The sequence below is a fragment of the Alsobacter sp. genome (assembly GCF_059501845.1).
The window spans coordinates 420170-446160 of sequence record NZ_JCACDK010000014.1 but is presented as its reverse complement, the minus strand read 5'-3'; the positions used below and the strand labels follow the sequence as shown (position 1 = coordinate 446160).

The following is a 25991-nucleotide window of genomic DNA, read 5'->3' as shown; positions in this document are numbered from 1 at the left end:
GCGCCCGCTGTTAGAAGCGGGGCCATGACGACGGCCCGGAGCTTGGCGACGCTGCGAATTACCGGCCCGGTCCCCGCGTGAGGCCTGCCCTCGCGGGGTCCCGGGACACTGGCGCCTGCGCCTCTTCCGCCCGATTGCCCGCCCGCCCGCCGCCCTGCGGCCGGCCCACCCGGTTCTACCGATGAACGACCACCCGACTGCCCCCGCGACGGACGCCGCCTCCGGCCGCGACTATTCGAAGACGCTGTTCCTGCCCCAGACCGGTTTCCCGATGCGTGCCGGGCTCCCCCAGCGCGAGCCCGAACTGCTGGCGCGATGGAACAGGCTCGGCCTCTACAACCGCCTGCGCGAGACCTCGGCCGGACGGCCGAAGTTCCTGCTGCATGACGGCCCGCCCTATGCCAATGGCAACGTCCACATCGGGCATGCGCTCAACAAGATCCTCAAGGACCTCGTGACGCGCTCGCAGCAGATGCTCGGGCACGATTCCAACTACGTCCCGGGCTGGGACTGCCACGGTCTGCCGATCGAGTGGAAGATCGAGGAGGAGTATCGCCGCAAGGGCCTCAACAAGGATGAGGTCGACGTCGTCGAGTTCCGGCGCGAGTGCCGCGCCTTCGCGGAGCACTGGCTTTCCGTCCAGCGCGAGGAGTTCAAGCGGCTCGGCGTGGTCGGCGACTGGGCTCACCCCTATTCGACCATGGCCTTCCCGGCCGAGGCGCAGATCGCGCGCGAACTCATGAAGTTCGCCGCGACGGGGCAACTCTACCGCGGGTCCAAGCCTGTCATGTGGTCGGTCGTCGAGCGCACGGCGCTCGCCGAAGCGGAGGTCGAGTACCACGACCACCAGTCCACCACGATCTGGGTCAAGTTCCCGGTCGACCTGCTCGACACGGCTGCCGAGGTGCAGCTTCGCGCCGCCGGCCAGTCCGATGCCGTCGAGGACCTGCAGTCTGCCTCGGTCGTGATCTGGACGACGACGCCCTGGACGATCCCGGCCAACCGCGCCATCGCATATTCGCATGCGATCTCCTATGGGCTGTACCGCGTCACGGCGGCGCCGGAAGGCAACTGGGCCAAGCCCGGCGACCTCTACATCCTCGCCGACAAGCTCGCCGCGCCGGTGATGGCGGCGGCCAAGGCCGAAACCTTCGAGCGCGTTCGCGACGTCGATCCCGCCACGATCCGCGCCTGCAGGCACCCGTTCAGGGGCCTGCCGGACAGTGGCGGCTACTATGATTTCGGCGTGCCGATGGTCGCGGCCGACTATGTGACCGACGATGCCGGCACGGGCTTCGTGCACACGGCGCCGGGTCACGGCGCCGACGACTACAACTCCTTCGTCGCCAACCGGGCGGCCTTTGCGGCCGCCGGCACGAGCGAGGTGCCGCACACGGTGGGTGCCGACGGCGCCTACTACCCGCACGTGCCGCTCTTCGCCGGCGCCCGCGTCTTCGACAACAAGGGCAAGGAGGGCGACGCCAACAGGCGGGTGATCGAAGCCCTGGTGCAGACCCGGGCCCTGATCGCCCGCGGCCGTCTGCAGCACAGCTATCCGCATTCATGGCGCTCCAAGGCGCCGCTGCTGTTTCGCAACACGCCGCAATGGTTCATCGCCATGGACCGGCCGGTGGACAGCCTCGGCGGCGAAACGCTGCGCCATGTGGCGCTGCGCGCGATCAGCCACACGCGCTGGGTGCCGGGCGTCGGCGAGAACCGTATCAACGGCATGATCGAGAACCGGCCCGACTGGGTCATCTCGCGCCAGCGCGCCTGGGGCGTGCCGATCACGGTCTTCATCTGCGAGGACGCGGCGGGCAACGTCGTCGACCTCGCGCCCGGCCCCGGCTTCGCCGGGAGCGAGGAGCTGTCGCGGCGCATCGGCGCGGCTTTTTCCGAGCAGGGCGCGGATGCATGGTTCAGCGGCGACGCGAGGCGTTTCCTGGAAGGGCTGGTCGACGACCCGTCCGAGTGGAAGCCCGTCACCGACGTGCTGGACGTGTGGTTCGACTCCGGCTCGACGCATGCCTTCACGCTGGAGGATCCCGAGCAGTTCCCCGGCCTCTCCGGTGTCCTCCGCAAGGTCGACGGCGGTCGCGACGTTGTCATGTACCTGGAGGGATCCGACCAGCATCGCGGCTGGTTCCACTCCTCGCTGCTTGAGAGTTGCGGGACCCGCGGGCGGGCGCCCTACGACGTCGTTCTCACCCACGGCTTCGTCCTCGACGAGAAGGGTGAGAAGATGTCGAAGTCGAAGGGCAACGTGACCGCCCCCCAGGACGTCATCCGCGAGAGCGGCGCCGACATCCTGCGCCTGTGGGTCGCGGCGTCAGACTCCGCCGACGATCTGCGCATCGGCCCCGAGATCCTGAAAACCTTCGTCGAGACCTACCGCAAGCTGCGCAACACGTTGCGGTGGATGCTCGGCACCCTCGCCCATTTCGAACAGGGCCACGAGGTCGCCTATGCCGACATCCCCGAGTTGGAGCGGCTGATCCTGCACCGGCTGGCGGAACTCGACGTGGCCGTGCGCGAGGCCTATGCGGAGTTCGACTACAAGAAGGTCGTGGCGCTTCTCACCGCGTTCATGACCGGCGATCTGTCCGCGTTCTACTTCGACGTGCGAAAGGACGCGCTCTACTGCGATCCGGCGTCGAGCGTGCGCCGCCGCGCGGCACTGCAGGTTATCGACGCGACGTTCCGGCGTCTCGCCGTGTGGCTCGCGCCCATCCTCGTCTTCACAGCCGACGAAGCCTGGCTGTCGCGCTATGGCGGCGACGAGGCGTCCGTGCACCTTGAGACGTTCCCGCAGACGCCCGCCTCCTGGCGCGACGACGCACTGGCGGCGAAGTGGGAGAAGGTTCGCCGGGTGCGGCGCGTCGTCACCGGCGCGCTGGAGATCGAGCGGGCCAGCAAGCGTATCGGCGCCTCGCTGGAGGCTGCGCCGGAGGTCTTCGTCGTCGACGACGCTCTCCGCGCGCTGCTCGCCACCGTCGACTTCGCGGATGTTTGCATCACCTCCGGCGTGACGTTAGCCGATGGCGAGGGGCCGGCCGAAGCCTTCCGCCTCGACGACGTGGCGGGGGTGGCCGTTGTTCCCCGGCGGGCACCCGGCATCAAATGCGCCCGCTCGTGGCGCTTCTCGACCGAAATCGGGACGGATCCGGACTATCCGGACGTGACGCCGCGCGACGCGGCGGCGTTGAGGGAGTGGGATGCGTCCCACGCGGCTTCAACCGCGGGTTAGTGGACCGGCTCCGCCGCGATCCTACTCTTGCTCCGTGGATGGAGCGGGACCGGAAATGTGCGGCGGGGCCTGCAAGATCGTGATGACCTCCCCGCACGGGCAGCAGGGGAGGCTGGCATGTCGGCCCGTCGCGAAGGTCCGTTGAAGGACCCTCCCGTACAATCGGCGGCGTCCCAACCGGGAAATTTGAAATCCGGCGGGGGCGGGAGCACATTGGACGGCATGGACGCGCGGGTCATCAGGCTGGAAGAGCGCACCGAGCTGTTCGCGAAACAGTTCGACCGCATGAACGTGCGGATGGATTCCATCGACGACAAGCTGTCGGCGCTCACCCGTGACGTGGCCAGGCTTCCGACGCGCGAGTTCCTCATCGGATCACTGATCGCGTGCTTCGCTGCCGCGCTCGGTGTGGCCGCCCTCACCTTCAACATCGCCGATTACGCCGCCAAGCAGGCTGCCCCCGAGCAGCGCCAGGCTGCCGCCGCCCCGGCCCCGCAGCCCATCGTGATCATGCTCCCCGCCAGTGGAGGGAGTACACCGCCCACAGCTGCGGCTCCTTCCGTCCCGCCCATTGCCCCGGACGCGGCGAAGCCGTAAGCAGCGCCGCATGACACCTGGCCGCCTCGGCGCGATCCTCGCCGTCGTCGTACTTGCCGTGGACCAGGCCGTGAAGGCCTGGATCCTCCATGTCGTGCGCCTCCCCGACCGTCCGCCGATCCGCGTCGGCCCGTTCTTCGACCTAGTGATGGTGTGGAACCGCGGCATCTCGTATGGCCTCTTCCAGCAGCATGAGGATTGGGGCCGCTGGGCGCTGGTGGCCCTCTCGATCGCCGCCTGCATCGGCCTGGCGCTGTGGCTGGGACGCACCAGGGTGTGGCTCAATGGGGTGGCGCTCGGCCTTCTCGTCGGCGGCGCGCTGGGCAATGCGCTCGACCGGGCTCTTTACGGGGCGGTAGCGGATTTCGTGCTGCTCTATTGGCTGCCGTTCTTCCCCTACGTCTTCAACGTGGCGGATTCGGCGATCGTTGCGGGAGTGGCCCTGCTTCTGTATGACTCCTTCTTCCTGGAGCATCGGCGCCGCGGCGAGGCCGCCGTTGGTGCGAGCGGTTCCACTTCCGAGTGAGCCGCCTCAAATCGGCCGCCTTGGCGCGGCATGCGGGGCGGCTCCCCGGACCGGATGGATTGGTTGCCATGGCATTCCACGCAGCAAGACGGCCCCTGATCGCGCTGGCACTCCTCGCAGGCGTAGTCGGTGCGGGGGCACCGGCCCGCGCTGAGGAAGGCGGCGTCTTCGACTTCGCCCTCGGCATGTTCGGGCTGGGCGGAGAAGACAAGCCCGAGATCACCTACCGCGAGCGCGCTCCGCTGGTGGTGCCGCCGAAGATCCAGGAGCTTCCTCCTCCGCAGCAGTCCGCCTCGGCCGCCAATCCGGCCTGGCCGCAGGATCCCGACGTGCTGCGCCGGAAGCAGAAAGAGGAAGAGCGCCGCCGCCCGCGCATGAGCAGCGTCGAGGCAGAGCACGCGTCCAACCGGCCGATCACGAGGGAAGAGCGCAACGCGGGCTACAGGCCCGGCGCGACCCTCGACAACAGCCGCGGCAATGATGGCCGCGACTGGCGCCTGAACGCCGATCATTACTGGAACGACCCGGCGATGATCACCGAGTTGCAGAAGCAGAATGCCGACTCCAATCTCGGTGAGACGAAGCTCGTGGCGGGCCAGGAGCCCGAGCGCCGCTATCTCACCGACCCGCCGAGCGGCTACCGCGCACCGTCGGCCAAGGCGCCCGTGGATCTCCCGCCCGAGCCGGTGAAGCGCAAGAGCAAGTTCAACGGCGAGCCGATCACGGACATCCAGTGACGGACACCAAGCGTAATGTCGCATTTGCGGATGGGCCTGTCGCAAGACGGGCCCTTTCTGCTTATGTGAGAGGCTTGGCGCTCACCGCGCCGCCGCCTTCCGGAAAGGGATCGCTTTCATGACCGTGACCGACACCGCGACACAGTCCAGCGCAGCCAGGGCCGGAGCAGACCCGGGACAAAGCGCAGGCGGCGGGCCGGCGGTGTCGCATTTCCACCTCGCCAACGGACTCGAGGTGGTGGTGATCCCGGACCACCGCACGCCGGTGGCGACCCACATGATCTGGTATCGCAACGGCTCCGCGGACGATCCGGTCGGCAAGTCGGGCATCGCGCATTTCCTCGAGCACCTGATGTTCAAGGGCACGGAGAAGCATCCGCAGGGCGAGTTCTCCAACGTCGTCGCCGAGATCGGCGGGCAGGAGAATGCCTTCACGTCCAACGACTTCACGGCCTATTTCCAGCGCGTCGCCCGCGACCATCTGGAAACCGTGATGGCGTTCGAGGCCGACCGGATGACGGGCCTCGTCCTCGACGACGCCGTCGTTGCGCCAGAGCGCGACGTGGTCCTCGAGGAGCGCCGCATGCGGACCGAGACGGACCCCGCTGCCCAGCTCGGCGAAGCCCTGGCCGCGACCCTCTACACCCACCACCCCTACGGCAAGCCGATCATCGGCTGGATGCACGAGATCGAGGATCTCGGGCGCGAGGACGCGCTCAGCTACTACCGGCGTTTCTACACGCCGGCGAACGCCATCCTCATCGTCGCCGGCGACGTGACTGCCGAGGAGGTGAAGGCGCTCGCGGAAAAGACCTATGGCGCTATCCCGGCCGCCGACGCCCCCCAGCGCCGCCGCCCGCGCGAGCCGGAGCCCAGGGCTGCCCGGCGGGTCGTGCTCGCAGACCCGAAGGTCGAGCAGCCCTCGCTGCAGCGCGCCTACCTGACGCCGTCCTACACCACGGGCCAGCCCGGCGAGGCCGAGGCTTTCGACCTCTTGTCGCAGATCCTCGGGGCCCAGTCGACGGGCCGGCTGCACCGCCGCCTCGTCATGGACCGCCGCGTCGCGGTCGCGGCCGGCGCGTGGTACCAGGGCTCGGCGCTGGACGAGACGCGCTTCATGGTGTGGGCCATGCCACACCCCGGCGTCTCGCTCGAGACGCTCGAGGCGGAGGTCGATGCGGTGATCGGCGAGATCGTCGACGGGGGCGTCGACGCGCACGAACTCGCCCGCGCGAAGACGCGGCTGATCGCCGACACGGTCTACGCGCAGGACAGCCAGGCCTCGCTCGCCCGCATCTACGGGTCCGCGCTTGCGACCGGCGGAACGGTGGCCTCGGTCGCGAGCTGGCCAGACGACATCGAGAAGGTGACGCCCGAGGATGTACGACTGGCCGCCAAGCGGCTGGATCGCCGCCGCTCCGTCACCGGCTATCTCCTCAAGGACGAGGCCGCCTGAGGGTTCGTCCCTGCATTGCGGCCCACGCCGACCGAAAGACAAAACGATGAACGCTCACGCGACCGAGAAGACGAAACACTCCGCGCGGATCCAGCGCGTCGTCTCGCCCGGCGGAATCGAGGCCTGGCTGGTCGAGGACTACACGGTCCCGCTGATCGCCCTGGAGTTCGCCGTGCGCGGCGGCGCGGCACAGGACCCGGCCGACAAGCCGGGCGTGGCGAACTTCCTGTCGGGCATGCTCGACGAGGGCGCCGGTCCCTGGGACTCGCAGAGCTTCCACGAGAGGCTCGACGAATTTGCCGTCGAGCTGCGCTTCAATGCCGACCGCGACGGGTTCACCGGCCATCTGCGCACGCTCGTCAGGCACCGTGACCAGGCCTTCGAGATGCTGGCCCTGTCGCTGGCCGAGCCGCGGCTGGACGCCGAGCCGCTCGAGCGCGTGCGGGCGCAGGTCGAGGCCGGAATCCGCCACGGCATGAACGATCCCGACACCATGGTCGGCAAGGCGTTCTTTGAACTCGCCTTCCCCGGACATCCCTATGGCCGCCCGGTGCAGGGCGCCCTGGAAAGCCTGCCGCGCATCGGCCGCGACGACCTGCTCGACTACAGGGCCCGGGTGGTCACCCGGGACACGCTGAAGATCGCCGTCGTCGGGTCCATCGACGCGGCAGCGCTCGGCCCGGAACTCGACCGCATGTTCGGGCGCCTGCCCGCGACCGGCGAGCGCACGAGCGTGCCGACGCTGGCTCCGGCCGGCGTCGGGGAACGGCGCGTCGTGCCGCTCGACATTCCGCAATCCTCGCTGCGCTTCGGCGGGCCGGGCCTCGCCCGCAACGATCCGGACTGGGTTTCGGCGATCGTCGTCAACCACGTGCTGGGCGGCGGCGTGTTCTCCTCGCGCCTCTTCCGCGAGGTGCGCGAGAAGCGCGGCCTGGCCTACTCCGTTTATTCGCAGCTCGTGCCGCTGGAGCACGGACCGCTGCACTATGGCGGCACCTCGACCAAGAACGAGAGAGCGGCGGAGTCGCTGTCGATCATCGAGGAGCAGATCCATTCCCTGGCGTCCGAGGGACCAAGCGAGGACGAGCTCGTCAAGGCACGCAAATACCTCACCGGCTCCTACGCGCTGGGCTTCGACACGTCGACCAAGATCGCCGGCCAGCTCGTGCGCATCCAGCTCGACGACCTCGGCATCGATTACCTCGAGCGTCGCAATGGGCTGGTGGAAGCCGTGACGATGGACGATGTCCGCCGCACCGCTAAACGCCTCTATGGCGAGGGCAGGCTCGCCGTCGCGGTGGTGGGCAAGCCCGACGGGCTCTGAGCCTCGCGCGACGCCTTGCCCGGTGGACGACGTTCCACCGGGGGTCGCTGCCGGCGGTTGCACCGCCTATCCTGCGCGGCAGGAGATTCGCATGGCGCTGCCCGTCCGGACCGGAGCCGACGAAGCCGCCCGCGCCCCCGGTGCGGTGCGCCGGCTCGATCCCGTCCTCGTTGACAGGATAGCGGCTGGCGAGGTCGTCGAGCGGCCGGCCTCCGCGGTGAAGGAGCTCGTCGAGAACGCCATCGATGCTGGCGCGAGCCGCATCGACGTGCGGGTCGACGGCGGCGGGCGTCACCTGATCCGCGTCGTCGACGACGGTGCCGGCATGGATGGTGCCGACCTCCATCTCGCGGTGGAGCGCCACGCCACCTCCAAGCTGCCGGACGGCGACCTCTTCGCCATCGGCACGCTGGGCTTCCGTGGAGAGGCTCTGCCCTCCATCGGCGCCGTGGCCCGCCTCTCGATCGTGACCCGGCGGCAGGGCTCGCCCCAGGCTGCTTCCATCCTCGTCGACGCCGGCCTGAAGCACGAGGTCCGCCCGGCCGCGCTGGACCGCGGCACGCGCGTCGAGGTCGCCGACCTGTTCTTCGCCACGCCGGCGCGCCTCAAATTCCTGAAGACGGACCGCAGCGAGGCGCAAGCCGTCGCAGATGTCGTGCGCCGCCTCGCCATGGCGCATCCGCGCATCCGCTTCACCCTGGAGGGGGAGGGCGCCCCCACGCTCGACTATCCGGCCGTGCAGGGAGACGACGCGACAGCCATGGCGCGCCGCCTCTCGCAGGTGCTCGGCACAGAGATGGTGGACAACAGCATCGTTATCGACGCGCTGCGCGAGGAGACCGGACTGGCCGGGCTCGCCGGCCTGCCGACGATGCACCGGCCGACCGCGGCAGGGATCCACCTCTTCGTCAACGGCCGCCCGGTGCGCGACCGGCTGCTGCTGGGCGCCGTCAAGGCCGCCTATGCCGACGTGGTGCCCTCGGGCCGCCATCCGTCGCTGGCGCTCTTCGTCTCCTGTCCGCCGCGCGGCGTTGACGTGAACGTGCATCCGGGAAAAAGCGAGGTGCGGTTCCGCGACCCCGGACTCGTCCGCGGGTTGGTCGTCGGCGCGCTCAAGGAGGCACTGTCCCGCGCCGGCCACCGTGCGTCCAACACCGTCTCTGGCCGGACGCTGGATGCGCTCCGGATCCATTCGGGAGAGGGCCCGCGCCATGGAGGATGGAGCGAGGGGCCGCGCAACGCCAACTGGGACTGGCGCAGTTCACCATCGGCACCGGATGACCACCGAGCGGGCTGGAGCGGGTTCGCGGAGCCGCCGCAGGCGGCCTTCGAAGGGATCGGGTCTCCGGCGGCCGACGTCAGGCCGGCCTTTGAGCCGCACGCGGACGCTGCCTTTTCCGATGCCGTGCCGGCCTTCGCGGACCACCCGCTCGGCGCCGCTCGGGCCCAGCTGCACGACACCTACATCGTCGCCCAGACCCCGGACGGAATCGTCATCGTCGACCAGCACGCCGCGCATGAGCGGCTGGTCTATGAGCGGCTGAAGGAGGAGAGGGCCAAGGGCGGCGTCGCGCGCCAGTTGCTGCTGATCCCAGCCGTCGTCGAGATGGATCCGGTCTCGGCCGAGCGCCTCGTCGAGAAGGCGGACCTGCTGGCCGGGCTGGGGCTCGTGGTCGAGCCGTTCGGGCCCGGCGCCGTGGCTGTCGCGGAAGTCCCCGCTGCTCTGGCGGGGGCGGATGCCGGTGCTCTCGTACGCGATCTCGCCGACAGCCTGGAAGAGTGGGGCGGCACGCTCGCCCTGGAGCAGCGCCTCGACAAGGTGCTCGCCACCTTCGCCTGCCACCATTCGGTGCGCGCCGGCCGCCGCCTTCGCCCTGAAGAGATGGACGCGCTCCTGCGCGCCATGGAGGCGACCCCCCTCTCAGGCCAGTGCAACCACGGCCGCCCTACCTATGTCGAGCTCAAGCTCTCCGACATCGAAAGGCTGTTCGGCCGAAGGTAAAACCGGACCGCGGGTCCTCAGACCCGCACTTTTTTGCAGTCAAAGCTGCGCGTCGGAAGACGTGCGGTCCGAGACACGGCAGAAGAGCACCTTCGTCTCCCCGAAGCCGCGCTCTTCCTGCAGGGTGATGCCGGCGGGAAGGGCGAGCTCGGCTTCGGCGGCTTCCTCGACGAGGATCAGCGCGCCCGGCGCCAGCCAGCCGCCCGCGAGGGCGGAGGCAAGGGCCTTCGTCGCCAGATCGCGGCCGTAGGGCGGGTCGCAGAAGACCAGTGAAAAGGGCGCGTTGGGGTGGGCACCACCGAGCCGCGTCGCGTCGCGCCGGAAGACCTTGGTGATGCCGGCGACGCCGAGCGCGTCGATGTTGGCGCGCACGAGGCCCCGTCCCTCGGACGAATCGTCCACGAACAGCGCGTAGGAGGCGCCGCGTGACAGAGCCTCCAGCCCCAGCGCGCCGGTGCCGGCGAAGAGATCGAGCACGCGCGCGCCGGTGATCGGGTCCTCATAGGCGTGCGCGAGAATGTTGAAGAGCGTCTCGCGCAGCCGGTCGGACGTCGGCCGCACGGACCAGCTCTTCGGCCCGGTCAGCGCCCGCCCCCTGAACCGCCCGCCGATGACGCGCACGGCTCAGCCTCAGTCGTCCCGGCGCGGCCGCCGGGGACCGCCGGGCCCGCGCGAGGGGCCACCGGGCCTGCCACCGCCGCCGCCCGGGCGCGATCCGCCGGGCCTGGGACCGCTCTTGGGACGGAAGGGGCGGTCGCCCGCACCTTCGCTGCGACCCTCTGGGCGGGGCGCGGACTTGCCGAAGGGGCGCTTGCCACCGCCGGGCCCACCCTCCCGGCGCGGGCCGCGCGGACGTTCGCCGGCGGCATCGCGGTCTTCACGGGGACGAAAGGTGCGCCCGGCCGGGCGCGGCCCTTCGCCTTCACGGCGAGGGGTTCTCGGCTTGTCGCCGAAGGAGCGTGCCGGACGGCCTTCGCTGCCTTCCTCCCTGCGCCGGGGCGCACGCGCGGGGCGTTCGCCGCGGTCCCCGCCATCGGACCACGTATTCCGGCTGCGGGGCGCGCGTTCGCCGCGCTCGGGCCAGCGCTCCTGCCTGTCCTCGCGAGGCGGGGCGGCGGCGGGATCGCGGGCGACCTTCTCCACGAGGACCTCGCGGCCCGCGCGGCTCTTCACCCTGCCGGCACGGATGTGCTCGCGCCCGGCACTCTCGACGCGGGCGGCCTTGGGGTCGGCGCCCCGGCGGGGCACGCGCTTGGCGGCGGGCAGCGGCTCGACGTCCTCGGCCCGCCACGTGCTGCGCACGATCTCGGTCGGATGCCGGCGTGCGGGGCGGGGACGCTCCTCGGCCTCGTCCTCGCCACGGCGCCCGCGGCTTTCACGATCCTCGCCGAAGCGGCCACGCGCCGGGCGTTCGCCTCGATCGCCCCGGTCGTCCCGGCCAAAACGCTCGCGGCGGTGCTCGATGTCGCGCTCGCGCTCGCGCGGCTCGCGCTTCTTCGGGCGGAAATCGTCCTCGTCATAGACGAAGACCGGCGACTCGAAGTCCGCCTCCGCCCGCGCGGCGAGCTCCGGCCCGAGCTGGTCGACGAGAATGCGTGTCGTCACCTCCTCGGCGGCGCCCTCCGGCAGGTCGCCGAGCTGGAAGGGACCGAAGGAGACGCGGATCAGGCGGTTCACCTGCAGGCCGAGATGCTCGAGGATCTTCTTGACCTCGCGGTTCTTGCCCTCGCGCAGCCCGATGATCAGCCAGACATTGTCGCCCTTCTCGCGGTCGATCTCCGCTTCCACCGGGCCGTAGTGCATGCCCTCGATGGTGACGCCGTCCTTCAGCGTGTCGAGCACGGCCTGGTCCACTGCGCCGAAGGCGCGCACGCGGTAGCGCCTGAGCCAGCCGGTCTCAGGCAGCTCCAGCACCCGCGAAAGCCCGCCATCATTGGTGAGCAGCAGCAGGCCCTCGGTGTTGATGTCGAGGCGCCCGACGGTCACGACGCGCGGCAGCCCGGGCGGCAGGCTTTCGAAGACGGTGGCGCGGCCCTCGGGGTCGCGCGCCGTCGTCACGATGCCGCGCGGCTTGTGGTAGAGGAACAGGCGGGTGCGCTCGCGGGTGGGCAGCGGCGTCCCGTCCACCGTCACGACGTCGGACTTCGAGACGTCCAGCGCCGGGCTGGTCAGCACCGTGCCGTTGACCGCGACGCGCCCTGCCTCGATCCAGGCTTCCGCATCCCGGCGCGAGCAAAGGCCCGCGCGGGCGATCACCTTCGCGACACGCTCGGCGAACTCCTTCCGGGCGCCTCCGGAGGCGACGCGCGGCGCAGAGCGACCGCGATCCTCGCGGCCACGGCCGGAGCGCTCGCCGTCGTCACGACGCGGCCGGAAAGGACGGTCCCCATCGTCCCGCCGCGGCCGCGGCCGGTCACCATCCTCGCGCGGCCGGAAGGTGCGCTCGCCGGTGCCCTCGCTCCGGCGCGGCCGTGGACGATCTCCGTCTTCACGCGGGCGGAAGGTACGCTCGCCGGCGCCTTCGGTCCTGCGCGGCCGTGGACGGTCGCCATCCTCGCGCGGGCGGAACGTGCGCTCGCCGGTGCCTTCGCTGCGGCGCGGCCGCGGACGGTCGCCTTCGGGGCTCCAGGATCGCTCCTTGCGCTCGCCACCCTCGCTGGTGCGGGCGCGCGCCGGCCGTTCGCCGCCTGGGCGCTTGCGCGCCGGACGTTCGCCGGCGTCATTTTCGGTACGGCCTCGATAGGGCCTGTCGCCGCCTTCGGGGCGGGGACGCTGCGGGCGCGCTGCGCCCTCGCTTCGTGCGCGGTAGGGCCGCTCGCCGGCTTCGCCCTCGGTGCGCTTGCGGAATGGACGGTCACCTGCGCCGCCGCCGGCGCGCGCGGGGCGGGGCCGGTCGCCGTCCTCGGTGCGGGCGCGGAACGGGCGATCTCCGCCGGAACGCGGGGGGCGTCCGCCGCCTGCGTCGCCGGAGCGGGGGCCGCGTGAGGGAGGCCGGCCCTTTGAGCCGCCGCCGCCTTTCGTCTTGTCTGTCATGGCGCGCTGATAGCAGAGTGCGCGCCGTGTTGCGAGGAGAGTTGCGAGGAGCGATGGCGCCGGGCCGCCTGGACGCGATGGGCCTCGCCCTGGCCGAGGCCAGGGCCGCTGCCTTGCGTGGGGAGGTGCCTGTCGGTGCCGCCGTCACGCGTGACGGCGAGGTGCTGGCCGCGGCCGGAAACCGCACGCTGGAACTCGGCGATCCCACCGCCCATGCGGAGATTCTGGCCATCCGCGCCGCCTGCACGGCCATCGGCAGCGAGCGGCTGGTCGGATGCGACCTTGCGGTCACGCTCGAGCCCTGCACCATGTGCGCGGCAGCGATATCGTTCGCCCGGATCCGGAGGCTGCACTTCGGGGCGGGAGATCCCAAGGGGGGCGCGGTGGAACACGGCGTGCGCTTCTTCTCGGCTCCCACCTGCCATCATGCGCCGGAGGTCTACGGCGGCATCGCCGAGAGCGAATCGGCCGATCTCCTCAGGAGCTTCTTCGCTGCGAAGCGGTGAGCCGTTCGACGCCTTCGATGGCGCGGCCGAGGTCCCGCTTCAGCGTATCGCGCGCCGCTTCCGCCGCATCCAGCACCGCGCGCGCCTTGAAGAAGTCGAGCGCGCTGTAGGCGCCGACGGCGGGCTGCACCAGCACGTCGGGGGTGGCGGCCCGCAGCTTCTCCCCGACGATGGCGTGCTGCATGATCTGCGCGGAGCCGATCATCGCCTCGAACGCCCCGGGGATCTTGGTCTGCTCCGGGTTGTGCCCACCGCTGACGTCGACGGCGACGACGATACGCCCCGGAGCGCAGACGAGGTCGAAGGGCAGCGGATTGACGACGCCGCCGTCGATGAAGACGCGACCATGCGCCTGTACCGGCTGAAGGAGGCCCGGGATCGCCATCGAGGCTGCAACGCCGGTCACCAGCGGTCCCTTATCGAAGATCTTCGTCTCGCGGGCGTGATAGTCGGTGGCGACCGCCGAGAACGGGATGGCGAGGTTCTCGAAGGCGTCCGGCACTGCCTCGGGCCAGAACAGGTCGAGCACCTTCTCGCCGTCCAGCATCACCGGGTTGCCGGCGAGCCCGCGCGAGAACACGTCCGCGAAGCGCCCGACGCGGGCCTGCAGCACGCGGGCCATGGCGCGGTTCTTGTCGCGCAGCACCTCGGTGACATGCGACCGGATGTCATGGCCGGACAGCCCGGCGGCATAGGCGGCACCGATGATGGCGCCCATCGACGTGCCGACGATCACGTCTGGCCGCAGCCCCAGCTCGTCCAGGACCTCGAGGGCAACGATGTGAGCCAGCCCGCGCGCCCCGCCACCGCCCAGCGCGAGTGCGATCGGTGGATGAGCGGGAGCGAGGGCGTGATGGCGGTGCGGCATGGTCACAAGATAAGCGCGAAACGGGCGCGCCGACAGGCCCGCCGTCAGCTCGGCCGCAGCCGGCGCGCGATGTCCTCCAGCACGAAGGCGAGGATCCCTGCGGCGAGGCCCCAGAACGCCGAGCCGACGCCCAGCATGGTGAAGCCGGACGCGGTCACAGCGAGCGTCAGCATGGCGGGAAAGCGATGCGACGCGTCCGACAGCGCGCCCGCCAGCGCGCCGGTGAGCGGGCTCATCAGGGCGACGCCCGCAACGGCCCGCACGAGGTCGCCCGGAAGCGCGGCGAACAGGCCGACGAGCCAGCCTCCCAGACCCGCGAAGAGGAGGTAGGTTGCCCCGTACCACGGACCGACCATCCAGCGCTTTGTCGGATCGGGATGCGTGTCGGGGCCCGTGCACAGGGCGGCGGTGATGGCGGCGAGGTTGCTGGTGTGCGCCCCGACCAGGGCCGACAGCATCGAGGCGATGCCGGTGACGGTGAGGATCGGCCGCACCGGCGCCTCGTAGCCGGCGGCCCGCAGCACGGCGAAGCCCGGCAGGTTCTGCGAGGCCATGGTCACGAGGTAGAGCGGAATTCCGACCCCCAGCAGCGCGGTCGCGTCGAACCGCGGCGCGATGAAGGTGAGGGAGGGGAGCCCCTCCCAGGGCGGAAGCGGGCCGACCAGTCCGAGCCCGGACGCCAGCGCTACTCCAGCGACGAGCGTCGCGATGACGCTGGCGACCGGGCTGAAGAGCCTGACGGCGAGGAACACTCCGATGAGCGGCAGCACGAGCAATGGCGAGTGCTGGGCGCTTTCGAACACGGCCAGCACGAAGCGCAGCAGCACGCCCGCCAGCATGGCGGAGGCGATCGAGCCGGGGATGCGGGCGACGAGGTCGCCGAGCGGCTTCACGCCGGCCGTCAGAACGAGCAGCGCGCCGGCCAGCAGGAAGGCGCCGACGGCGACGTCCATGCCCATCGGCACGGTGGACGCGGCGAGAATGGCAGCGCCCGGCGTCGACCATGCGGTGACGATCGGGATCCTCTTCCATGCGCTGAGAAGCGTGGCCGTGCCGGCCATGGCGAGGCAGAGCCCCACGACCCACGACACGGCCTGCGCATGGTCCGCCCCCGTCGCCTGTGCGGCGGCGAGGATGATGGCCAGCGTGCCGAAATAGCCGACCAGCACGGCCACGACGGCCGAGGTGACGAGGGAGGCGCGCATGAGGTGTGTCGCGGATGGAGGAGGTAGCGCCGCCGCGTCACCCGGCGAGGAAGGGCAGCAGCGCCGCGAGCGTGGCGTCAGGGTTCTCCTCGGGCAGGAAATGCCCGCTGTCAACCGAACTGCCCTCGGCTTTGGGCGCCAGTGTCGCGCGCCAGATGTCCAGCGGGCTTGCTCCCGCGGCCGGGATCCCCGCGTCGCCCCACAGGACGAGGGTCGGCGACAGGACGCGCTTGCCTGAGACCACGTCCTCGCGGTCGCGCTGCGGGTCGATGCTGGCGCCGGCCCGGTAGTCCTCGCACATGGCGTGGATCCGGTCCGGATTGTTGAAGGCCGCGCGGTAGTGGGCCAGTGCCCGGGCGTCGAACGGCTTCAGGGACTTCGGCTTGGTCCAACTCGCCAGCGTGTGCTCGAGCCAGGGGATCGGGTCGGCGGTGATCAGCCGCTCGGGCACCGGCGCGGGCTGGGCGAGGAAGGTCCAGTGGTAGACCTGCATCGCCCGCGCGGCGTTCATGTCGTCCCACATCGTCATGGTCGGAAGGATGTCGAGGAGCGCCAGCCTGTCGATGCGGCCGGGATGGTCCAGCGCGAGGCGGTAGGCCACCCGCGCGCCGCGATCATGCCCGACGCAGTGGAAACGGACATGACCGAGGGCCTCCATGACCTCCACGGCGTCACCGCCCATGTCGCGCTTGCTGTAGGCCTGCCCGCCCTCGCTCTCCGGCACGGAGGACCAGCCATAGCCGCGCAGATCGGGGACCACGACCGTGAAGCGCTGCGCCAGCGAGGGCGCCAGCCGGTGCCACATCACATGCGTCTGCGGGAAGCCGTGCAGCAGGACCAGCGGCGGCCCGCTGCCGCCGGAGCGTGCGAAAATGCGCCCGGCCTGGGTGTCGATCCAGTGGCTCTCGAAGCCGGGAAAGAGGTCGGCGAGATCGGACATGGACGTTCCCGTGCTGCATCACCCGGTGCGCACCTTATCCGCTCCGGACGCCACGTCACCCCGCCGCTTCGTCCTGCACCGCCCGCCAGCCGATGTCGCGGCGGCAGAAGCCGCCCGGCCAGTCGATCGCGTCCACCGCCTCATAGGCCCGCTTCTGCGCGGCGGCGATGGTTGAGCCCAGCGCGGTGACCGCCAGCACCCGGCCGCCATTGGCCAGCAGCGTGCCGTCCGGCGCTGTCTTCGTTCCGGCATGGAAGACGGTGACGCCCTCCATCGCCCCGGCTTTGTCCAGCCCCTTGATCTCCGTTCCCGTGCGCGGCGTGCCGGGATAGCCCTCGGCCGCCATCACGACGGTGAGCGCCGCTTCCTGCCGCCAGCCGAGTGTGCGGCCCGCCAGCTTGCCGTCCACCGTCGCTTCCAGGAGCTCGACCAGGTCGTCGAGCAGCCGGGGCATCAGCACCTCGCATTCGGGGTCGCCGAAGCGGACATTGTACTCGATGAGCTTCGGCCCCTCGGCCGTGATCATCAGCCCCGCGAAGAGGACGCCGCGAAAGGGAGTGCCCCGCGCCTTCATCGCCGCCACGGTGGGACGGACAATTTCGGCCATCACTCGCTCGGCGATCTCCGGCGTGACGACGGGGGCTGGCGAATAGGCACCCATCCCGCCCGTGTTGGGACCGGTGTCGCCGTCCCCCACGCGCTTGTGATCCTGCGCCGAGGCGAGCGGCAGGGCCGTGTCGCCGTCGACCAGGGCGAAGAAGGACGCTTCCTCGCCGAACAGGCACTCCTCGATGACGACCTCCTCGCCAGCCTTGCCGAGGCCGCCGGAGAACATCATGTCGACCGCCTCCAAGGCCTCGTCGACCGTGGCCGCGACGACGACACCCTTGCCGGCGGCAAGCCCGTCCGCCTTGACCACGATGGGCGCGCCTTGCGTACGGACGTAGTCTCTGGCCGGGCCGGGCGCCGTGAAGCGCGCGAACGCGGCGGTGGGGATGCCGGCCTCGCGGCACAGCTCCTTGGTGAAGGCCTTCGATCCCTCGAGCTGCGCCGCAGCGGCACTCGGCCCGAAGCAGCGGATGCCTGCCGCCTCCAGCGCATCGGCGAGCCCGGCCACCAGCGGCGCCTCCGGCCCGACGACGACGAGCCCGACGCCCATCAACCGGCAGAATGCGATGACGGCGTCGTGGTCGGCGACATTCACCGTGACGTTCTCGGCAACCTCCGCCGTGCCCGGATTCCCGGGTGCGACGAAGAGCGTCCCGCAGCGCGGGCTGCGGCCTATCGCGGTGGCGAGTGCGTGCTCGCGCCCGCCCGATCCGACCAGCAGGATGTTCATGCGGCGTCTCCCGTCGCGGCCTCCGCGTGTCCTAGGGGGTGCGGCACGGCGGATCAATGGCGTGCGCCCGGGGTCCACAAGCCGTGCGGGAATCCTTTATGCTGCGAAGCATGTCCGAACCCGTCGTCAGCAATGCCCCCGAATGGACCGTCTCCGAGCTCTCCGGCGCCCTGCGCCGGACGCTGGAGGACGCCTATGGCCATGTCCGCGTCCGCGCCGAGCTGGGGGGAGTGAAGATCCACTCGTCCGGACATGTCTATCTCGACCTGAAGGACGAGCGCTCCTGCCTTGCCGGGGTGATCTGGAAGGGCACGGCCGGCCGGCTGCGCTTCAAGCCAGAGATGGGGATGGAGGTGATCGCCACGGGGCGCATCACCACCTTCGCCGGGCAATCCAAGTACCAGCTGGTCATCGACACGCTGGAGCCAGCTGGCGTCGGCGCGCTGCTCGCGCAGCTGGAGGACAGGCGCAAGCGCCTCGCCGCCGAGGGTCTCTTCGCTCCCGAGCGAAAGCAGCTCCTGCCCTTCCTTCCCCGCGTCATCGGCGTCGTCACCTCGCCGACCGGCGCCGTAATCCGCGACATCATGCACAGGCTGGAGGACCGCTTTCCCCGCCACGTGCTCGTCTGGCCGGTCCGCGTGCAGGGCGAGACCTGCGCGGCGGAGGTCTCGGCGGCCATCAGGGGGTTCAACGCCCTGCCGGAGAGCGGGCCGATTCCGAGGCCGGACCTGCTGATCGTTGCCCGCGGCGGCGGTTCGCTCGAAGACCTCTGGGGCTTCAACGACGAGCTCGTGGTCCGGGCCGCCGCCGAGAGCATGATCCCGCTGATCTCGGCGGTGGGGCACGAGACCGACACGACCCTCATCGACTTCGCCGCCGACTGGAGAGCGCCGACGCCCACGGGCGCGGCCGAGAAAGCCGTGCCCGTCCGCGCCGAACTGATGGCCACGGCGGGTGACCTCGGGCGGCGGCTCATCGGAACCTTTCTGCGCGGCGTCGAGGCCCGGCGCGAGCGGATCAAGGGGCTCGCGCGCGGGCTGCCGCGCCCCGACATGCTGGTCGCCGCGCCTCGCCAGCGGCTCGACCTCGCGGCAAACAGGCTCGACCAGGCGCTCGCCACCGCGACGCGCCGCCACGCCCAGCGGCTGGCCGATCTCTCGGCGCGGCTGGCCCGGCGCTCGCCCCGCGCGCAACTCGGCGTCATGCGCGAGAGGCTGGACGGTTACGGTTCGCGGCTGCCTGCCGCCCTCGATCGGCACCTCGCACGCCAGCGCGACCGGCACGCCGTGCTGGCCGGCCGCTTCGACGCGGCTCGGCTGGCCTGGGCAAGGACGGCCGCCGTGCGCATCGAGAACAACAGGGACCGGCTCGCCCGCCTCGCCGTGCGCATCGAGCCAGCCATGCGCGCGCTGGTCCGGCTCCGGCAGGAGCGCCTGTCCGCGCAGGGCCAGCTTCTCGTCTCCTACAGCTACGAGGGCGTGCTACGGCGCGGCTTTGCGCTGGTACGCGGCCCGGACGACAAACCGCTGCGTGCCGCCGCGGACGTTGCGGCCGGCATGACCCTCGATATCCAATTCTCCGACGGCCACGTCCGGGCCGTCGCGGGGGAGGGCGCGAGGCCGAAGCCGTCCGGGAAGCCGAAGCCGGCGCCCGAAGGGCAGGGCAGCCTGTTTACCGGCTGAGCCGCCGAGAAGCCGATGACCCGTGCCGAACGCCTGCTTGCCCTCATGGACGCGCTGCGCCGGCGCCGGCGGCCCGTCACGGGCATGGTGCTGGCGCAGGAACTCGGCGTGTCCCTGCGGACGCTCTACCGTGACGTGGCCAGTCTCCAGGCGCAAGGCGTGCCGGTGGAAGGCGAGGCGGGCCTCGGATACGTGCTGCGCCCCGGGTTCTTCCTGCCGCCCATGACGCTGGGAGAGGACGAGACCGAGGCCCTGGTGCTCGGCGCCAAATGGGTCACCGGCCATTCCGACCCGCGCCTCGCGGCTGCCGCGGCCACCTTGCTCGCCCGAATCCGCGCCGTGCTGCCGCCGGACCGGGCGGATGCCATGGACACCACCGGCTTCATCGTCCCGGCGTATGAGGATCCTCCCGCGGTCGGCGCCGCGCTCACCGCTTTGCGGGAGGCGATGCGGCGCGAACGCAAGGTCAGGATCACCTATGACGACGGGGCGAAGCAAACGGAGCGCACCGTCTGGCCCGTGTCCATCGCCTTCTTCGAGCGTGCCCGCGTGCTGGCGGCGTGGTGCGAGCTGCGCGAGGGCTACCGCCACTTCCGGACGGACAGGATCGTTCGCTTCGAGGTGATGCCCGATCGGCTGCCGCGGCGCCGGGCGGCACTGCTGCGCGAATGGCGGGCGACACTGCCGTCGGGCGTCCCGGAGTGAACGCTGCTGACGGAACCTGTCAGCAGGCCCGCCGCATCGTCCTCCTCGCCGGCACCTGCCGGGCCCGCTGAGGAGGACACCATGACCGCCGCCACCGCCGCCGCCGTCCGCAATACCGTCGCTGTCTGGTTCGATATTCCCGCCGCCGATTTCGACCGCGCGGTGCGCTTCTACGAAGGCCTTTTCGGCGTCACCCTGAAGCGCGAAACGATGGGGCCCAACGTCATGGCCGTCTTCCCCTACGAGCGCGGCGTGGGGATCTCGGGCTGCATTGCCAGAGGGCCTGCCCATCGACCCGGTGACGGCGGTCCCGTCGTCTACCTCAACGCCGACGGCATGCTCGACCGCATGGTCGCCGACGTCGGGCGTCTGGGCGGTCGTCTCGCCGGCCCGCGGGTGGAACTGCCGGACGGCATGGGCGCGTTTGTCATCATCATGGACACGGAAGGGAACCGTGTTGGCCTCCACGCCGTCATGTGAGGCGCCCCGCCCGCTCCGGGCTTCACCGGAGCGGGCGCGCGGGGCTTGGATCGCACCGGCTGGTAGTTTATGAGACTGACGACACGCCGGCAGGCCCGGCAGACGGCAGGACCGAGGGTTCCATGAACCGTTTCGACCGCAGACCGGTCGCACAGGGCGAGGCCGTCCTGGAATATCTCGACGGAGAATTCCGGGTCGTGAAGCCTGGTGCCTATGTCCGCTGCGCCGTGACGCGGCAGGCCATCCCGCTCGAGGAGCTGCGCTACTGGTCCGTGGACCGGCAGGAGGCCTATGTCTCGCGCGACGCCGTTCTGGCCAGCATGGGGATCAAGGCGAAGGCCTGATCAGCCCGGCTTCCTCAGGCCTGCCAGCAGGTCGCCGAGGCGCTTCTCATCCGCGAATCGCATTGTCACCGGCAGCACGGCAATCCCCTCTGCGACGTCCGGCGCCACCGCGCGGACGCGCACCATGTCCTTTTCCGTCGTGACCGGGAGCAGCCCTGCCGCCCCGGCCTCCACCAACAGCCGGGCGATCTCGCCCGCCGCATAGGGCCGATGGTCGGGATAGGCACGAGTCTGCTCCACGAGCGCTCCGGACCGGCGCAGCGTCTCGAAGAACTTCTCCGGCCGGCCGATCCCTGCGAAGGCGAACACGCGGACGCCGGCCAGCCTTGCAGCCACCGCTGCGTCCGGCGTGAGCCATGCCCGCAGCACGGGCTTCCCTTGCCGCTCCGCGAGGCGGCCGACCTCGTCTCCGGCCTCGCCCTCGCCCACCAGGATCAGGGCGTCGACGGCCGGCCATTGCGCCGCCAGCGGAGCACGCAGCGGACCTGCGGGAAGGCAGAAGCCGTTGCCGACGCCAGTCGCAGCATCCACCACGGCAAACGACACATCCTTCCGGAGCGACGGGTTCTGGAGGCCGTCGTCCATTACCACCACGTCGCCGATTTCCGCCGCCAGTGCCGCCCCGGCCGGGCGGTCACGCGCCACGACCGCCGGGCCCGCCCGCGCGAGGAGCAAGGGCTCGTCGCCCACGTCGGCCGGGGTATGCTGGTCCGGGTTCACGCGCACGGGCCCGGCGAGACGTCCGCCATAACCGCGGGACAGGAACACGGGCCTGCGGCCCAGCTCGGCGAGCCGCATCGAGATGGCCAGCGCCGCGGGTGTCTTGCCGGCGCCGCCCGCGACGAGATTGCCAACGCAAAGCACCGGCGCGGGAGCCGCAGCGCCCTGCCGGCGCATGCGCGACCCTGCGATGGATCCGTAGATGGCGGACAGGGGAGACAGCGCCAGCGCGGCGAGGCCCGGCGTCCGCCACCAGAACTCCGGCGCGCGCATCAGGCCGCTCCGCTGCGCGGGAGCATGGTCAGCGCGCTTCCAGCTGCATTTGCATGAGGAAGGGTTCTATGGCCTGCATCGTCCGGTCGACCGCGCCGCCGAGCCCCTCGACGGTCGCCGCGGCAGCGCGCGCCATGGTGCGCACGCGATGCCCGTCCTGCAGGAGGATGCCGACGGCTGCCGCGAGCTGCTGCACGTCGGCGACGGCGATGGCGCCGCCCTGCTGGTCGAGCGCGGCGAACACGTCGGCGAAATTGTGCACATGCGGGCCGTGCAGGATCGCCGCTCCGAGCTTGGCGGGCTCGATCGGGTTCTGCCCGCCATGGGGCACCAGCGAGCCGCCCATCAGGACGACTTCGGCCAGGCGGTAGAACAGCCCCAGCTCGCCGATGGTGTCGGCGACGTAGACGTCTGTCGCGCCATCGGGGTCGAGCCCGCGCGAGCGCTGGGCCGGCGTGAGCCGGCGTTCGGTGGCCATGGCGGCGATTTCGCTGCCGCGCTGCGGATGGCGGGGCGCCAGGATGGTGAGCAGGCCCGGGAAGCGGCCCGCGAGCGCCTCGTGCACCGCCAGGGCCTGCTCGTCCTCTCCCGGATGGGTGGAGGCCGCCATCCAGACCGGCCGGTCGGCGACGAGGCCCTTCAGCGCCGAAACCCGCAGCGGGTCGGCGGGAGGGGCAGGGGCGTCGAATTTCAAATTTCCGGTGACGCCCACCCGCGACGCGCCGAGGCGGGAGAGCCGGTCCGCGTCGGCCGGCGTCTGGGCGAGGCAGAGCTGGAAGCGGCCGAGCACGGCGGCGATGCTGTAGGGCAGCTTCTGCCAGCGCCGGAAGCTGCGCTCCGACATGCGGGCATTCACCAGCACCATCGGGACGCTCCGGCGCTCGGCCTCGATGATGAGGTTGGGCCACAGCTCGCTCTCGGCGACCAGCACCAGGTCAGGCTTCCAGTGGTCGAGGAAGCGGCGGGCATAGACCGGCACGTCGACCGGCGCGAACTGATAGACGGCGCCGGCCGGGAGCCGGCGCTCGAGGAGGCGTGCTGAAGTGACGGTGCCGGAGGTGGCGAGGACGCTGAAGCCGCGCTGGATCAGCCTGTCGACCAGCGGCAGCAGCGACAGCGTCTCGCCGACGCTCGCCCCGTGCAGCCAGGCGAGGCGCCCGGGCGGGCGCGGCCGGCTGGCATCGCCGCGCCGCTCTCCCATGCGGGTGCGCTCCTCCTTGCCGCGCCGGGCACGCTCCTCCAGCAGGACGCGCGTCAGCGGGCCGAGGAGGGAAGACCCGGCACGATAGAGCCTGAGCGGCAGCGGCAGGGAGGTCACGCCACGCTCTCCACCCTGCGGGCGGCTGTGGAGCGCAGGCCGGCTCCGGGGTCGGCGGCCCCGACGAGCGCATAGGCCCGGCGATGCACCTCGTCGAGGCTCTCCTGGACCGCGACACGGGCGCGCTCGACCTCGCCCTCGTCCGCCTCCCGGGCGACGCGAATCGGCTCGCCGATGGCGACGACGCCGCGCCCGAAGGGCAGGCCGATGCTGGCCCGGTCCCAATTGTTGAGCGTGATGCGCCGGCTCGTGACCACCGCGACCGGGAAGATCGGCCGGCCCGACATGCGCGCGAGGGTGACGATCCCCGCCCCGGCGATGCGGGCCTTCTTCGGGATGTCGGCGGTCAGCGTCATGCTGTCGCCCTGCTCCAGCGCGCGCAGCATCTCGCGCAGGCCGGTGATTCCGCCGCGCCGGTGCATCTTTTGCGGCTTGCCGCCCGAGGCCCGGATCGCACGGATGCCGAAGGCGTCACAGGCGGCTGCGTTGATGCCGCCGTCGCCGTGGCGCGAGATCAGCACGGCGTAGCGGTCCTGCGGCCGCTTGCCGAGCGGAATCATGAAGTGCTGGCCGTGCCACAGCGCGCAGATGAAGGGCTTCTCGCGATCGAGCCGGTCGAAGAGGTCCGGAGGATCGGTGACGAAGCGGTTGGTCCGGCCGACCAGCCGCAGATAGGCGGCGAGCAGCCGGCCGAGGCCGGACTGCACTGGCGCGGAGCCGAGGAGACCCGTCAGCATGTCCGAGCCTGCGGGGACCGGGGGCCGTCAGACCACCGCGGTATTAGGGTCATGAAGGGGATCCGGATCGAGCAATCTGTGCAAGTGTACGATGAAATAGCGCATGTGGGCATTGTCCACGGTAGCCTGCGCTTTGGCTTTCCACGCCGAATAGGCGGTCGCATAGTTGGGATAAATCCCGACGATGTCGAGTTCCGCCAGGTTCTTGAACTCCATGTCGTCAAGCGACACGAGCTCTCCTCCGAAAACCAGATGGGGAAGTTGACGGTCCGGGCTCTTGCTCTTGCTCATTGGAGGCTCCTGAAAGCGGGGGCTCGGTAGAGGGAGGGGATCTGCGGGTCAAGTCCTGCGCCGGGGAGGGCGTCCCGGGTCCGCCCGCAGCGCGGCGACGAGCTGTCCGGACAGCCCGGGGCCGGCTGCCACGAGCGGCTCGTGCACCGTACTCGGCCGGTTGTAGCGGGGCGCCTCACCGGATTGGCCGACGAGCTCGCCCCCTGCTCCCGCAAGCACGGCGTGTGCCGCGGCGAGATCCCAGTCATTGGAAGCGCCTCCGGCGAGGCCGCCGTCCAGCACGCCCTCGGCAACCCGGACAATGCGGTAGGCGAGGGAGTGGATCTTGGGCGCCATGGTGACCGCCCCGTGCAGGGCGGCGACCGTCTCCAGCGCCGGCTTCGGCCCAGCCAGCGTCGCACCCGAAACCACGTCGCGGGAAGTGACGGAGATGGGACGCCCGTTGAGCGAGGCGCCTGCGCCCGGGAGTGCCTCGTAGAACTGCTCCCGGACCGGCGCAAAAACGAATCCTGCCACCGGCCTTCCGTCCTCGACGATCCCCACCGCCACCGTCCAGTCCGTGTCGCCCCTGGCGAAGGCGCGGGTTCCATCGATCGGGTCCACCACCCACACCCGGCTCCGCTGCAGGCGGGAGGGATGGTCCACCGTTTCCTCGGAGAGCCACCCGAAGTCCGGGGCGAGCCCCAGCAGCGCGCTGTGCAGGAAGCGGTCCACGGCGAGGTCCGCGTCCGTCACCGGCGAGCCGCCCGCCTTGAAGTGCACCTGCGCCGAGGTCTGTGAGCCCGGCCGGAAATGGGCGAGCGCCATCCGCCCCGCCTCGGCGACGCTTTCGCGGGCTGCCGCGAGAATCGCAGCGGGGATCGTTGACATTTCCGGCATGGGGTTTCCGTGGACGCCGCGATTTCTACTGCCGATGCTGCATTGCGACAAGGAAAGACTGGCCGCACGCAGGCAAGGTTCCGTCAAGGAAAACGGTCGTTAACGTGGTGGGAATGGATCGTTAACCGAAAGCCTTAAGTCAGAATGGTCCATGACACGGTATCGGAGGATGCAATCGCGAGAGTAATCGCGACTGCGGATCTGCTGCCGACAGGGACGATGACCGATGCGGAAACTGCGTTCACCCGAGCGGATCGACATCGCCGCCCCGGGATACAGGCTCAACATCATTGGCGCGGATGTCTGCACGAACGTGGACGGTCAGTGCCGCACTGAAATCTTCGGCTGCGACCGGGTGGTCCTCGCCGAGGGTCCGATCGCAGGCCGGGCCACGGTCATGCGGCATGCCCGCGGCGTCTTGCTGCGGCGTGTCAATGTGCCCGGGGACGACCGGCCGTGGTTCGAAATCGCCGTCCTGTTCGTGGACGGCAGCGAGCCCGTGGAACTCTATCGTGTCTGTGACGATGCAGCCGTGATCGCGCAGTGGCGCCGCGCCGGCCTCGACCTCGGCCTGCCGCTGCTGATCCAGGGCGAGGATGGCTCGCTCGTCGAGCCCTTCGACCAGATCGGGCATGTGCGCCTCGGGGCCCAGCACGACCGGCGGATCCGCCGCGTGCCGGCCAGCCGGCGGCCCCGTTTTCTGATGCGCCGCAAGACCGGCCGCTTGCCGGACCGCCCGATCGTCCGGCGCGAACGCGAGATCATCGCCCGCAGCTGAGCGA

24 protein-coding genes are annotated in these 25991 nt (G+C 70.8%); 13 read left to right on the top strand and 11 right to left on the bottom strand.

All coding sequences use genetic code 11. The features are described 5' to 3' along the window. The first annotated feature begins 181 nt into the window (after positions 1-181). The 7 genes from ileS (at position 182) to mutL (ending at position 9889) form a co-directional block, all read left to right on the top strand. Positions 182-3247, top strand: coding sequence for an isoleucine--tRNA ligase (gene ileS / locus AC5JCN_RS13055; protein WP_495755497.1), 3066 nt, complete (start codon positions 182-184; stop codon positions 3245-3247). Between the two features lie 222 nt (positions 3248-3469). Further along, complete coding sequence (locus AC5JCN_RS13050) at positions 3470-3844, top strand: hypothetical protein (protein WP_495755496.1); 375 nt, start codon at positions 3470-3472, stop codon at positions 3842-3844. Between the two features lie 10 nt (positions 3845-3854). Next, complete coding sequence (gene lspA / locus AC5JCN_RS13045; protein ID WP_495755495.1) at positions 3855-4370, top strand: signal peptidase II; 516 nt, start codon at positions 3855-3857, stop codon at positions 4368-4370. Between the two features lie 68 nt (positions 4371-4438). Then, complete coding sequence (locus AC5JCN_RS13040; RefSeq protein ID WP_495755494.1) at positions 4439-5107, top strand: hypothetical protein; 669 nt, start codon at positions 4439-4441, stop codon at positions 5105-5107. A gap of 118 nt (positions 5108-5225) precedes the next feature. Further along, complete coding sequence (locus tag AC5JCN_RS13035) at positions 5226-6563, top strand: M16 family metallopeptidase (RefSeq protein WP_495755493.1); 1338 nt, start codon at positions 5226-5228, stop codon at positions 6561-6563. 46 nt (positions 6564-6609) lie between these two features. Beyond that, a complete protein-coding gene (locus AC5JCN_RS13030; protein ID WP_495755492.1) occupies positions 6610-7887 on the top strand; it encodes a M16 family metallopeptidase in 1278 nt (425 codons plus the stop codon). A gap of 91 nt (positions 7888-7978) precedes the next feature. After that, a complete protein-coding gene (gene mutL, locus AC5JCN_RS13025) occupies positions 7979-9889 on the top strand; it encodes a DNA mismatch repair endonuclease MutL (RefSeq protein WP_495755491.1) in 1911 nt (636 codons plus the stop codon). Between the two features lie 39 nt (positions 9890-9928). Here mutL and rsmD read toward each other — a convergent pair whose 3' ends face one another. After that, complete coding sequence (gene rsmD, locus AC5JCN_RS13020) at positions 9929-10510, bottom strand: 16S rRNA (guanine(966)-N(2))-methyltransferase RsmD (protein ID WP_495755490.1); 582 nt, start codon at positions 10508-10510, stop codon at positions 9929-9931. 9 nt (positions 10511-10519) lie between these two features. Then, on the bottom strand, positions 10520-12922 hold the full coding sequence (locus tag AC5JCN_RS13015; protein ID WP_495755489.1) for a pseudouridine synthase: 2403 nt from the start codon (positions 12920-12922) through the stop codon (positions 10520-10522). A 53-nt stretch (positions 12923-12975) separates the two neighbouring features. On the opposite strand from AC5JCN_RS13015, the gene AC5JCN_RS13010 reads away from it, so the two are divergent. Then, complete coding sequence (locus AC5JCN_RS13010) at positions 12976-13428, top strand: nucleoside deaminase (protein ID WP_495755488.1); 453 nt, start codon at positions 12976-12978, stop codon at positions 13426-13428. Here the strand turns inward: AC5JCN_RS13010 and AC5JCN_RS13005 are convergent. Genes AC5JCN_RS13005 through purD form a run of 4 tightly spaced genes read right to left on the bottom strand, consistent with a single transcriptional unit; the run spans position 13400 to position 17780 of the window. Then, entirely contained in the window at positions 13400-14296 is an 897-nt protein-coding gene (locus AC5JCN_RS13005; protein WP_495755487.1) for a patatin-like phospholipase family protein, read from the bottom strand. The two genes, AC5JCN_RS13010 and AC5JCN_RS13005, sit on opposite strands and share 29 nt — an antisense overlap. 44 nt (positions 14297-14340) lie before the next feature. Beyond that, entirely contained in the window at positions 14341-15501 is a 1161-nt protein-coding gene (locus AC5JCN_RS13000) for a benzoate/H(+) symporter BenE family transporter (protein ID WP_495755486.1), read from the bottom strand. Between the two features lie 37 nt (positions 15502-15538). Next, a complete protein-coding gene (locus tag AC5JCN_RS12995) occupies positions 15539-16441 on the bottom strand; it encodes an alpha/beta fold hydrolase (protein ID WP_495755485.1) in 903 nt (300 codons plus the stop codon). 55 nt (positions 16442-16496) lie between these two features. Beyond that, positions 16497-17780 carry a phosphoribosylamine--glycine ligase gene (purD, locus tag AC5JCN_RS12990; RefSeq protein ID WP_495755484.1) on the bottom strand — a complete coding sequence of 428 codons (1284 nt, stop codon included), beginning with the start codon at positions 17778-17780 and terminating at the stop codon, positions 16497-16499. A 110-nt stretch (positions 17781-17890) separates the two neighbouring features. Between purD and xseA the strand changes: the two genes are divergently transcribed. The 4 genes from xseA to AC5JCN_RS12970 all read left to right on the top strand — a co-directional run bounded on the left by xseA (position 17891) and on the right by AC5JCN_RS12970 (position 20991). Beyond that, the gene (xseA, locus tag AC5JCN_RS12985; RefSeq protein ID WP_495755483.1) at positions 17891-19462 is read left to right on the top strand and encodes an exodeoxyribonuclease VII large subunit; all 1572 of its coding nucleotides are present in this window, start codon (positions 17891-17893) and stop codon (positions 19460-19462) included. 15 nt (positions 19463-19477) lie between these two features. Then, positions 19478-20167, top strand: coding sequence for a helix-turn-helix transcriptional regulator (locus AC5JCN_RS12980; RefSeq protein WP_495755482.1), 690 nt, complete (start codon positions 19478-19480; stop codon positions 20165-20167). A gap of 81 nt (positions 20168-20248) precedes the next feature. After that, positions 20249-20647, top strand: a complete 399-nt coding sequence (locus tag AC5JCN_RS12975) for a VOC family protein (RefSeq protein WP_495755481.1) — start codon at positions 20249-20251, stop codon at positions 20645-20647. A gap of 122 nt (positions 20648-20769) precedes the next feature. Next, positions 20770-20991: a DUF2093 domain-containing protein gene (locus AC5JCN_RS12970; RefSeq protein WP_495755480.1), complete on the top strand. Its 222-nt coding sequence runs from the start codon at positions 20770-20772 to the stop codon at positions 20989-20991. On the opposite strand, the gene lpxK is transcribed toward AC5JCN_RS12970, so the two are convergent. Genes lpxK through AC5JCN_RS12945 form a run of 5 tightly spaced genes read right to left on the bottom strand, consistent with a single transcriptional unit; the run spans position 20992 to position 25209 of the window. Next, entirely contained in the window at positions 20992-21984 is a 993-nt protein-coding gene (lpxK, locus tag AC5JCN_RS12965) for a tetraacyldisaccharide 4'-kinase (protein ID WP_495755479.1), read from the bottom strand. Positions 21985-22012: 28 nt separating this feature from the next. Beyond that, the gene (locus AC5JCN_RS12960; RefSeq protein WP_495755478.1) at positions 22013-23302 is read right to left on the bottom strand and encodes a 3-deoxy-D-manno-octulosonic acid transferase; all 1290 of its coding nucleotides are present in this window, start codon (positions 23300-23302) and stop codon (positions 22013-22015) included. Further along, positions 23299-24039, bottom strand: a complete 741-nt coding sequence (locus tag AC5JCN_RS12955) for a lysophospholipid acyltransferase family protein (RefSeq protein WP_495755477.1) — start codon at positions 24037-24039, stop codon at positions 23299-23301. Before AC5JCN_RS12955 ends, AC5JCN_RS12960 begins: the two co-directional genes overlap by 4 nt. Positions 24040-24066: 27 nt before the next feature. After that, the gene (locus AC5JCN_RS12950) at positions 24067-24330 is read right to left on the bottom strand and encodes a DUF4170 domain-containing protein (RefSeq protein ID WP_495755476.1); all 264 of its coding nucleotides are present in this window, start codon (positions 24328-24330) and stop codon (positions 24067-24069) included. Between the two features lie 48 nt (positions 24331-24378). Beyond that, positions 24379-25209 carry a 3'(2'),5'-bisphosphate nucleotidase CysQ gene (locus AC5JCN_RS12945; RefSeq protein ID WP_495755475.1) on the bottom strand — a complete coding sequence of 277 codons (831 nt, stop codon included), beginning with the start codon at positions 25207-25209 and terminating at the stop codon, positions 24379-24381. A 226-nt stretch (positions 25210-25435) separates the two neighbouring features. Here AC5JCN_RS12945 and AC5JCN_RS12940 point away from each other — a divergent pair, with 226 nt between their 5' ends. After that, positions 25436-25987: a DUF6101 family protein gene (locus tag AC5JCN_RS12940; protein WP_495755474.1), complete on the top strand. Its 552-nt coding sequence runs from the start codon at positions 25436-25438 to the stop codon at positions 25985-25987. Positions 25988-25991 lie beyond the last annotated feature (4 nt).

Bases quoted from the DNA above. Each gene is read 5' to 3' on its own strand.
- ileS (WP_495755497.1), top strand. From the start codon at position 182: ATGAACGACCACCCGACTGCCCCCGCGACGGACGCCGCCTCCGGCCGC.
- AC5JCN_RS13050 (WP_495755496.1), top strand. From the start codon at position 3,470: ATGGACGCGCGGGTCATCAGGCTGGAAGAGCGCACCGAGCTGTTCGCG.
- lspA (WP_495755495.1), top strand. From the start codon at position 3,855: ATGACACCTGGCCGCCTCGGCGCGATCCTCGCCGTCGTCGTACTTGCC.
- AC5JCN_RS13040 (WP_495755494.1), top strand. From the start codon at position 4,439: ATGGCATTCCACGCAGCAAGACGGCCCCTGATCGCGCTGGCACTCCTC.
- AC5JCN_RS13035 (WP_495755493.1), top strand. From the start codon at position 5,226: ATGACCGTGACCGACACCGCGACACAGTCCAGCGCAGCCAGGGCCGGA.
- AC5JCN_RS13030 (WP_495755492.1), top strand. From the start codon at position 6,610: ATGAACGCTCACGCGACCGAGAAGACGAAACACTCCGCGCGGATCCAG.
- mutL (WP_495755491.1), top strand. From the start codon at position 7,979: ATGGCGCTGCCCGTCCGGACCGGAGCCGACGAAGCCGCCCGCGCCCCC.
- AC5JCN_RS13015 (WP_495755489.1), bottom strand. From the start codon at position 12,922: ATGACAGACAAGACGAAAGGCGGCGGCGGCTCAAAGGGCCGGCCTCCC.
- AC5JCN_RS13010 (WP_495755488.1), top strand. From the start codon at position 12,976: ATGGCGCCGGGCCGCCTGGACGCGATGGGCCTCGCCCTGGCCGAGGCC.
- AC5JCN_RS13005 (WP_495755487.1), bottom strand. From the start codon at position 14,296: ATGCCGCACCGCCATCACGCCCTCGCTCCCGCTCATCCACCGATCGCA.
- AC5JCN_RS13000 (WP_495755486.1), bottom strand. From the start codon at position 15,501: ATGCGCGCCTCCCTCGTCACCTCGGCCGTCGTGGCCGTGCTGGTCGGC.
- AC5JCN_RS12995 (WP_495755485.1), bottom strand. From the start codon at position 16,441: ATGTCCGATCTCGCCGACCTCTTTCCCGGCTTCGAGAGCCACTGGATC.
- purD (WP_495755484.1), bottom strand. From the start codon at position 17,780: ATGAACATCCTGCTGGTCGGATCGGGCGGGCGCGAGCACGCACTCGCC.
- xseA (WP_495755483.1), top strand. From the start codon at position 17,891: ATGTCCGAACCCGTCGTCAGCAATGCCCCCGAATGGACCGTCTCCGAG.
- AC5JCN_RS12980 (WP_495755482.1), top strand. From the start codon at position 19,478: ATGACCCGTGCCGAACGCCTGCTTGCCCTCATGGACGCGCTGCGCCGG.
- AC5JCN_RS12975 (WP_495755481.1), top strand. From the start codon at position 20,249: ATGACCGCCGCCACCGCCGCCGCCGTCCGCAATACCGTCGCTGTCTGG.
- AC5JCN_RS12970 (WP_495755480.1), top strand. From the start codon at position 20,770: ATGAACCGTTTCGACCGCAGACCGGTCGCACAGGGCGAGGCCGTCCTG.
- lpxK (WP_495755479.1), bottom strand. From the start codon at position 21,984: ATGCGCGCGCCGGAGTTCTGGTGGCGGACGCCGGGCCTCGCCGCGCTG.
- AC5JCN_RS12955 (WP_495755477.1), bottom strand. From the start codon at position 24,039: ATGCTGACGGGTCTCCTCGGCTCCGCGCCAGTGCAGTCCGGCCTCGGC.
- AC5JCN_RS12950 (WP_495755476.1), bottom strand. From the start codon at position 24,330: ATGAGCAAGAGCAAGAGCCCGGACCGTCAACTTCCCCATCTGGTTTTC.
- AC5JCN_RS12945 (WP_495755475.1), bottom strand. From the start codon at position 25,209: ATGCCGGAAATGTCAACGATCCCCGCTGCGATTCTCGCGGCAGCCCGC.
- AC5JCN_RS12940 (WP_495755474.1), top strand. From the start codon at position 25,436: ATGCGGAAACTGCGTTCACCCGAGCGGATCGACATCGCCGCCCCGGGA.